This window comes from Trebonia kvetii (genome assembly GCF_007827045.1).
Lineage (GTDB): Bacteria > Actinomycetota > Actinomycetes > Streptosporangiales > Streptosporangiaceae > Trebonia > Trebonia kvetii.
This window is the reverse complement of sequence record NZ_RPFW01000008.1, coordinates 439476-448547: the sequence shown is the minus strand read 5'-3', so window position 1 is coordinate 448547 and position 9072 is coordinate 439476. Positions and strand designations below refer to the sequence as shown.

The window sequence follows — 9072 nt, the reverse complement described above, 5'->3', positions numbered from 1 at the left end:
GGCACGCCGCCAGGGCCCAGTTCCAGGCGAACCGCGCCGCACCCGCGTGCGAGCGCAGCGCCCGCTCCTGCCCCCGCGTCGGGTCGAGCGCGAACCGGTACGCCTGCACGATCACCACCGCACGTTCTCCTTCCCGGGCACCGACCTCAGTGAGAACATGATATCGAGCCTGAGTGACATTCTGGCTCGCCATCGAACTCTTGGGTGCAGCCATTTCTGCCGTGCGTCCCGTCACTAGTGAGGCCGACCGCTACCAGGCCATGACGCAGGAGCGCGCGCACCGGCCCGCGTTCAGCAAGGAGGCGGCCGCCGCGGAACTGCGCCGGATGGCCGCCGCGGGCGAAGTGGACCGGGGCGCCGTCGAGTGCGTGCTGTCGGCGGCCGGGCATCTGGCACCGCGCCAGCCCGCCATGCTGCCCGCGGGACTCACCGCCCGCGAGGCCGAGGTGCTCGCCCTGGCGTCCTCCGGGCTGACCACGGCCGAGATCGCCAGCCGCCTGGTCATCTCCCCCAAGACCGCCGACAGTCATATCCAGCACATCTACGCGAAGATCGGCTGCTCCACTCGCGGCGCCGCGACCCTGTTCGCGCTGAAACACCACCTGGCCGGCGACTTACCTGGGATCACGAAACTAAGTGCGCATAACCGATAACAAAGCAAGAAAATCAAACTGTGAATAGCGATCGTAATGACCCCCGGCCGTGCGGCGCTACCATCTATGCTTTCCTCACCTAGGCCACGTCGAACCTCGGTCGAACCTTGCGCATAAAGCGGTTCCGCGGGCCAGGAAGCGCTTTTACGGGGTGGGTGAGGTTCAGTGGCCCAATTGCTAGTGGGACGGTACGCGCTTGATGTCCCGCTCGGCAGTGGAGCAATGGGTGAGGTCTGGCGCGGCCGGGACCTGGCCACCCGCCGGGTGGTCGCTGTCAAGCTGGTCCAGCTCGCCAGCATCGGCGACCAGGCGCAGGTGGCGGTGACCATCGCCCGCTTCAGGCGCGAGGCGGACACGCTGGCCCGGCTCAGGCATCCCAACATCATTTCCGCTCTGGCGGCCGGCCGCGTCGGCAACGAGCTTTTCATGGTGATGGAACTGGCCGAGGGGATGTCCCTGGCCGACCTACTGCACCAGCGGCAGGCCAGCCGCCAGGGGATGCTCCCGGTGGACGGCGTGCTGCACATCGCCACGCAGACCTGCTCAGGGCTGGCCGCCGCGCACGCGATCAGCGTCGTGCACCGCGACATCAAGCCGAGCAACCTCATGGTGTCGCAGCGTGGCCACCTCATGATCGTCGACTTCGGCATCGCGCGGCTGCTCGAGGACAACTCCCCGAGGCTGACGGCGCCAAGCGAGACCATCGGCACGCTGTCGTACATGTCGCCCGAGCAGTGCGCGGGCTCTGACGTAGACGGACGCTCGGACCTGTACTCGTTCGGCTGCGTCCTGTACGAGCTGCTCGCCGGCCGCCCGCCATTCGTGGCCGAGATCCCGATCACCCTGATGTACATGCACCTGCAGGACCAGCCAGTCCCGCTGCGGAACATCCGGCCGGACCTGCCCGACGGACTGCCCGAACTGGTCGAGCGGCTGCTGGAGAAGGATCCCGGCGCGCGGCCTCCGGGCGCAGAGCACGTCGCGCGCATGCTGACTGCCATCGGCGGCAGCTTCGACGGCGGCCTCACCGAGCACGCGGCCGACCGGCGCACCCTGCTGGCCGATGGCGACACGAGACTCCCCGCCGTCCCGGGGCCGGAGGCTTACCGCGCGACCGTCCTGGACGAGTCGCGGCAAAGGCCGACTGTCTTGGATGAGTCGCCGCATAGGCCAACGGTCCTGGATGAGTCGCGGCAAAGGCCGACCGTCCTGGACGAGACGCGCCAGGTGCCACGGCAAGGACCTGCCGGGCCTGGCCCTGACGGCTACCGTCCGACTCTCCCGGAAGACGACGACGCCTGGCGCGAGAGCGCGGGCAGCGGCAAGGGCAAGCGCCGGGCTAACGGCAGGCCTGACGCGTGGCCCACCGGGCGCCCGCGGCGACGTTCGCATCGCCTGGCCGGCGTGCTGAGCAGCGTGCTCACCTTCGCCATCGTGGCCGCCATCGGCGCCTATGTGTGGACCAAGACCCACCAGACCCTCAAAGTCACGAAGGCCACGGTGTCAGTCGTGCACCCCGGCAAGATCGCCTGCAACGCGACGGTGGACGTGGTCGGGACGATCTTCACCAACGGCAAGGGCGGTCCGGTCACCTACCAGTGGACCAAGGACCGCGAGACCCTGCCGACCGGCACGGTCACCGCCGCCAGCGGCCAGCGGCAGGTCCGCGTCGACCTCAAGTGGAACCTGCGCGGCACCGGGACCCACCACGCGGTAGCGATCTTCCAGGTCTTCACGCCGAACGTGATCTCGGCCCAGCCCGCCTCCTTCACCTACAAGTGCGCGCGATGACTACCTGCCGCGCAGCGCATCCCCTCGCTGTGACCCCTGACGGAGTGGCCTCATGAGTGCGTGGGCGGTACCCGGCTATACCGAAGAACGTGAGATTGGCCGCGGCGCGTCCAGCCGGGTCGTCGCCGCGGTCCACATGCACAGCGGCCAGCAGGTGGCGATCAAGTACCTAGCGCCAAAGCTGTTCCGCGACCCGAACTTCCTTGCGCGCTTCCGCGAGGAGGTCGAGGTGCTCCGGTCACTCGACGTGCCGGAGGTCGTGCGGCTGTACGACTACGTCGAGGACCCCGGCCAGGGCGCGGCAATCGTGATGGAACTGGTCGAGGGCGTCTCGCTGCACGAGATGATCACCAGGCAGGGCCCCACCACCCCGGAGTCCGCGCTCGTCGTGCTGGTCGGCTCGCTGCTCGGCCTCGCCTCCGCACACGAGCTCGGCATCGTGCACCGCGACTACAAGCCGGAGAACGTGCTGGTCGACAGCGCGGGTAACAGCAAGCTGACAGACTTCGGCATCGCGGTCAGGGCCGGCGAGCGAGGTCCTGCCACAGGCACGCCGCTGTACATGGCGCCCGAGCAATGGACCGGCGAGCCGGCCACCCAGGCCACCGACATCTACTCCGCCACCGCCGTGTTCTTCGAGTGCCTCACCGGCACGACCCCGTTCTCCGGCGGGCTCGGGCGGCTGGCCGAGCAGCACCGGACCGCGCCGGTCCCCGTCGCCATGATTGATCAGCCGCTGCGCGCCTTCATCGAGCGCGGGATGGCCAAGGACCCGAGAAACCGGCCGGCGCACGCCGTGGAGTTCGTCGCCGAACTGATCTCGGTCGCTGACTACGCCTATGGCCAGGACTGGGCGGAACGCGGCAAGGGGGAACTGGCGAAACGCGCCGCGGCCCTGCTCCTGCTGCTGCTCGGCGGCGTCGCCGGCGCGACTGGCGGCTCGTTCGCCGCTACCCTGCTCGGGGGTGCGGGCCGCAGGAAAAGGACCGTGTTCGCGGGCGCCGCCGTGGGCATCGTCGCGGCCATCGCGGTCACAACCACGACGCTGGCGCTGCAATCGAACGACACCCGTGCGACCACCGGCCTTGCGAGCACGAGCACGCCGGGCACGGGAGATCCCGCCGCGAATTCGCCGACGAGCGGCGCGGCAACCGCCGGCACGCCGACCACGAGTTCGCCCACGGCCAGCAGCCCCACTGCCAGTGGCACGGCCACTGCCAGTCCGACCACGAACCCGCCCACCAGCAGCGCGTCGGCTACCAGTGCGCCGACCACCAGCGCCCCGGCCACCACCGCGCCCGCCACGAAGCCGCCTACCACGAAGCCGCCCACCACGACGCCGCCGACAACCCCGCCGCCCGCGCCGGTCATCACGGTGGCGGCCAGCCCGGCCACCGTCTCCGGGGCGTGCCCGGAATCGCTGTCCGGGCTCACCGTGCCGGGGACGATCAGCTCAGACCGGGCGGTCACCGTGACGTATCACTGGGTTCGCTCCAACCAGACAAGCACCGGGTCTGCACAGGTGAAAATCCCCGCCGGCGGGACGGTCAGCGTCCCGGACTCAGTGACGCCGGCGTCGAACCAGTGGGAGATCGCCGACACGCTCGTGGTGACGTCCCCGTCCTCGCATAGCGCCGGCACCAAGGTGGCCGTCCAGTGCTCCTATCAAGCGCTCACCCTGACCAATCCGGGCACGCAGTTCCCCACGGTCGGGCAGTCCTTCACCCTGTCACTCCAGCTATCCGGCGGCAATGGTCCGTACAGCTGGTCGGTGACCGGTACCCTGCCGCCCGGACTGAGCTTCAGCAACGGCGTTGTCAGCGGCATACCCACGCTAAGCGGGAAGCGGTACCACGTCACCATCACCGTCACCGATAACGAGGCAACACCGCAGACCGCCTCGGCGTCATTCATCATCGATCCACTCAGTCCGATCGGCTGACCCCCGGAGGCATGCCGCCGCCGGCGAGCACCGGAATGACGTCCTGGCTACTGGGCGGCGGCCGGCCGGGCGGCCTCGCGAAGCGCACGGTAGAGCAGCTGCGGGTCGCCGAGGCGGCGGCGCAGTTCGCGTTCCAGGCCGGCGATCGGGTACAGGTTCTGCGGTGCGCGTGAATCCTTGTAGGCAACAGAGGCGAACCTGCCGAGCACCCGCTGGCTCAGCCCGCCGAGCCTGGTCACCTCGGTGACGGGCACGTCGGCGGGGCATTCCACGCGGACCACGCCTGCCCACGGGGAGACGGCGGGGCCAGGCAGCCGCAGGTACCAGCTGTGCCGGTCCCAGCTTGTCCCCATCAGGAACGCGGGGGTGCGCTGGCCCGGTGCGAGCGTGCCCACCATGGCGTTGAGCTCTGGCGGCAGGTACGTGGTGCGGTGCGACTTGATGTAGCCGAGCGCGCGCGGCAGGTGCTGACGGCCGTGCAGCGGGCCGTCGACGATCAGCAGGTCGCCCGCCTCGCCGCGGGCATGACGGCCGACATGCCCGTCGGCCGCGCCGCGGGCCTCGGTCGCGGTGATCACCTCGACCTCGGCGAGCCTGCGCTGCAGCGACTGGGACAGCGCCGTCATCACCGGCACGCCGGACTTGCCCTGCGTCACGAGATTGGCCCGGTAGCCGCCCGCCCTGGTCTGGATGTCGCTGGCGTGCGGCGCGACGGAGAACAGTCCCCTGCGCAGCTCCGCGGCCACAATATGCGCACCCGCGGCGCAGCAGCACACCACGCCCGCCGCGTAGGACGCGCACAGGGCCTCGGTCGCGTCGGGCGCCCAGCCAGGGGGACCATCGCCAGCCGCGGCCCCGTCGATCCAGACGCGCGCCTCCACTCTGCGCACGCCGTCGACGAACAGCAGCGCGTCCGGTAGCAGGCCGTCAGCGACCGGGTCCACCGGCCGCCAGCGGTCCGCGGGCACCTCGACGCCGGTCTCGATCTTGGCTGTTGACTCGCCGAGGTCGCCGTCGAGCTCGACGCTGGCGCCGTAGCCCGGGTCCCAGCCGTCGACGCTGAAGCGCATGCCGCGGGCGGCGGCGTCCTCGCCGCGCCGGCGGCTGCCGTTACTGAGTGCGCCCGGGCCGTGCGCGCTTACCTCGGTTCCGCTGGTCATGGCTGCCCCGTTTCCGCCGTCAGGCCGGTCTCCGCCGCGGACAGTCCCTCGCGCACGACGGTCGACGTCCGGGCATTGCGGACCACGCGGAACCTGACGGGGACCCGCTCGGCGAGTTCCGTCACGTGAGTGACCACACCGACCATCCGATCGCCCTGGGCGAGCGTCTCCAGCGTGCTTGCCACCACCTCCAGGGTCTCCGCGTCCAGGGTGCCGAACCCCTCGTCGAGGAAGATCGAGTCGAGGCGGGCCGCCCCCGCGACCGCGAGCGAGGAGATCTGCGAGGACAGCGCGAGCGCGAGCGCGAGTGACGCCTGGAAGGTCTCGCCGCCTGACAGAGTGCGCACCGAGCGGCGGGCGTCGGCGTCGGCGTGGTCGATGACGAACAGGTCGCCCTTCTCGTGTGCCAGGTCAAACTGGCCGCTCGACAGCGCGGCGAGGGTCTGCGACGCGATCGCGACCAGGTCATCGAGCGCCTCGCTGACCAGCCACTGCGGGAACTGCCGCGCCTGGAGCAGGTTGCCAAGCAGGTGCGCGACCTGCTGCTCCTCCTGCGCCGTCTGCTGCCTGCCGACGAGACCCGCGGCCTGCGCGCGGCGTTCCGCGATGCGCCGCGTGGTCGCCCTGGCCGCCGCGACCGCGCCGGTCACCGCCGCGGCGGCCGACGTAGCCAGCGTTTCTGCAGCCAGGTCGATCCCCGCGTCCGCCAGGTCGAGCGCCAGCTTCTGTGTCAGTTCGCCGATGGCGGCACGCGCGGCGTCCGCCTCCGCCGCGGCGGCCTCTGCCTCCTGCTCGCGAAGCTTCACCTCGCCCGACGCCCAGGTCACCAACTCGGTCCAGCCGTCGAGCAGGCCGTGGCCGTCGAGGGCAGGTGCGCCGAGCGCGACCACGCGGTCGCGGGCGGCCGACAGCTGGCCGCGGGCGGCCCGCTCGGTGTCCTCAAGCGCGGCGAGCGCCGTCTCGCTCGTGGCCCGCTCGGCGCGCGCCGCACGCAGGGCGGTCCCCGCGGCGGTCGCGGCCGCCTCGAGCCGGTCCCGCCGGGCAGTCTGCTCGGTGATCTGCTCGTCGCTCGGCGCGCCGGCCAGCAGTTCGCCGAGTTCGGCGATGCGCGCCGTGACCTGGCTGAGCCGGGCCCTGGCACGCTGGTCGTCGTCGGACGCGGCCTTGGCCACGGCGCGCTGCCTGGCGACGCCTCGCTCCGCGTGGTCGAAGGCGGCGGTGAGCCGGCTTCGCTCGGCGTCGGCGTGGGTCGCGGCATCCCGTGCCTGGGCGAGCGCGGCCGCCCGGGCCGTGGCCTGCTCCCCCGCCCAGCCGGCGAGCGCCGCCCAGCCGCCGGCCAGACCCAGGCCGTCGGCCGACGGCGCGCCCAGTTCCACGAGGGGGTCGCGGGCCAGGCGCAGTGCCGTGGCCGCGTCGGCCAGTGCGCTCTCCGCCCTGGTTTCGTCCGCCTGCGCCGCCCGGTGCCGCTCGCGAGCCTGCCGCGCCGCGGCGGCGGTGCGCTCCGCGGCCTGCTCCGCCTCGCGCCGTGCGCGCACCAGCTCGGTGACCTCCGCGTGCGCGGCAGCCAGCGCGTCGTGCTGCCGCCCGGGCCCGGCGTCCGTGGCTGGGCCTCGGTCCGCGTCTGCCATGCGACCGGTCCGCCGGCCTGCGTCGCCGTGGTCACCCTCGGGCGCGAGAGCGGCGACCGCGGCGCGCACGGCCGGCAGCGGGAACTCGGCCAGCGGACCGGACAGGACGCCGGCCAGGTTGCCGGACAGCGCCGTCCGGCGTCTGGCGTTGCCCGCGACATCCGCTTCCGCCTTGGCGGCGGCAGCGGTGGCCGCGCTCGCGGCGGACCGTGCGCTGGCGGTGACGCGATCCGCTTCTGCCAGGCGGGCCTTGGCGGCATCGACCTCGTCGGCCGGCAGCGGGGTCGGCAGCGTCGAGACCGTCTGCTCGCAGACCGGGCAGGGCTCTCCCGCTACCAGGTGCGGGCGCAGGCCGGCGACCACGTGGGCGCGGCGCGCCTCGTCAAGCTCGGCGGCGCGGTCCGCACGCGTGTTCTCGGCGGCGGACAGGGCGGCGTCGGCGGCCGCCCGCTCGGCGGCGGCGCGCTTGGCCGCGCGGTCCGCGACCGCCGCATCGGCCTGGAGCGTCCGCAGGTCGGCTAGGTCGCGGGCGGCCTGGGCGAGCGGCGCCTCCGGCGCCGCCGCGGCGAGTGCCGAACGAGCGGACGCCTCGGCCTGCTCGGCATCCCCTAGGGCGGCGGCCGCGACGGCGACGGCACTGGCCGCCGACGCGCGGCGTTCGTCGAGCTGCGCGACCCCGGCCGGGATCGTCACCGCGGCGAGCTTGGCGTGCTCGACGCTCAGCGCGGTGACGCGTTCCACGGCGGTCTCGGCCGTACGGGTCGCCTCGTCGCGGCGGACCCGGATCTCGTCCAGGGTCGCCGCCGCGGTGTCCACCGCCGCCGACGCCTCGGCCGCGTGTGCGCCGAGTCGCGCGACGTCCGCGGCGATTCCAGGAAGCGCCGCCTGGTTCTTCGCGAGCTCGGCGCGGTGCGCGCGGGCGAGCTCGAGTGGCGCCTGCTGCGGGCCGTCCGCCAGCGCCGCGCGGGCCGCGCCGTCTGCTTCCTCGGCCGACCGCTCGGCGGCCCGCAGGGCCGCCAGGCCGGACCGGCCGGCCGCCAGGTCCGCGTCGAGTTGCCCCACGCCGTCGGGTACCCGCAGCGCGGACAGGCCGGCCGCCTCGTCGCGCAGCCGCCGCAAGCGGTCCTCAGCCGCCGACAGGTCCGCGCGCCTGGCAGACAGGAGCGGCAGCGCCGCCGCGACCCGCTCACCGAGGGCGTCCAGGGCCTCCTCGGCCGCGCGCGCCTGCCGTTCGGCCTCGGGGGTGGCGTCGGCGTAGCCGAGCAGTTCCTCGCCGTAGGTGGCCGCGCGCTGGCCGGCGACGCTCGCCCGCTGGTTGGCGCGCATCATCATCAGCCGGTAGTGCTCGGCCCCGAGCAGCCGCAGCAGGATGTCCTGCCGCTCGCTCGGCTTGGCGTGCAGGAAGGCGGCGAACTGTCCCTGCGGCAGCACCACGCACTCGGTGAAGTCCTCATAGCGCAGGCCGAGCAGCTTCTCGACGGCGTCGTTGACGCCGTCCAGGTCCTTGGCCATCGGGAACGTCTGGTCGCCCGGCATGGCGAGCCCGTTCGGGTCGGCGAGCCGCTCCAGGCTGGCAGCGCGCTGATTGACGGTGCCGCCAGCACCGCCGGAAGAGCGGCGCAGCTCGCGGGCCACCACGTAGCGCTGGCCGGCGACCTCGAAGACGAGCTTGACGGTGCTGCGGGCGACGGACGGCGCGAGCGCGAGTGACACCATGCCCTTACGGCCCCACCGCGGCACCGACCCGTACAGGGCGAAGGTCATCGCGTCGATCACCGTGGACTTGCCCGAGCCGGTCGGGCCGACGAGCGCGAAGAAGTCGGCGTCGGTGAAGTCGACGTGTGCCTCGTCGCGGAACGAGCCGAAGCCGTGCAGGTCAAGGACGATCGGGCGCATCG

At 72.7% G+C, this 9072-nt stretch carries 6 protein-coding genes; 3 read left to right on the top strand and 3 right to left on the bottom strand.

All coding sequences use genetic code 11. From position 1 onward, the window contains the following. Positions 1 to 193, bottom strand: a 193-nt coding sequence (locus tag EAS64_RS45260) for a helix-turn-helix domain-containing protein (protein WP_246116050.1), incomplete at its 3' end; no start/stop codon positions are given. A 28-nt stretch (positions 194 to 221) separates the two neighbouring features. Between EAS64_RS45260 and EAS64_RS36775 the strand changes: the two genes are divergently transcribed. From EAS64_RS36775 to EAS64_RS36765, 3 genes are all read left to right on the top strand, one after another. Continuing rightward, the gene (locus tag EAS64_RS36775; RefSeq protein WP_145860735.1) at positions 222 to 653 is read left to right on the top strand and encodes a response regulator transcription factor; all 432 of its coding nucleotides are present in this window, start codon (positions 222 to 224) and stop codon (positions 651 to 653) included. Between the two features lie 165 nt (positions 654 to 818). Further along, entirely contained in the window at positions 819 to 2444 is a 1626-nt protein-coding gene (locus EAS64_RS36770) for a serine/threonine-protein kinase (protein WP_342782113.1), read from the top strand. Positions 2445 to 2496: 52 nt separating this feature from the next. Continuing rightward, positions 2497 to 4386, top strand: a complete 1890-nt coding sequence (locus tag EAS64_RS36765; protein WP_145860731.1) for a serine/threonine-protein kinase — start codon at positions 2497 to 2499, stop codon at positions 4384 to 4386. Positions 4387 to 4433: 47 nt separating this feature from the next. On the opposite strand, the gene EAS64_RS36760 is transcribed toward EAS64_RS36765, so the two are convergent. Both EAS64_RS36760 and EAS64_RS36755 read right to left on the bottom strand, forming a co-directional pair. Further along, entirely contained in the window at positions 4434 to 5546 is a 1113-nt protein-coding gene (locus EAS64_RS36760; protein WP_246116041.1) for a hypothetical protein, read from the bottom strand. Then, complete coding sequence (locus EAS64_RS36755) at positions 5543 to 9070, bottom strand: AAA family ATPase (protein ID WP_145860729.1); 3528 nt, start codon at positions 9068 to 9070, stop codon at positions 5543 to 5545. The genes EAS64_RS36760 and EAS64_RS36755 overlap by 4 nt, the downstream gene beginning before the upstream one ends. Positions 9071 to 9072 lie beyond the last annotated feature (2 nt).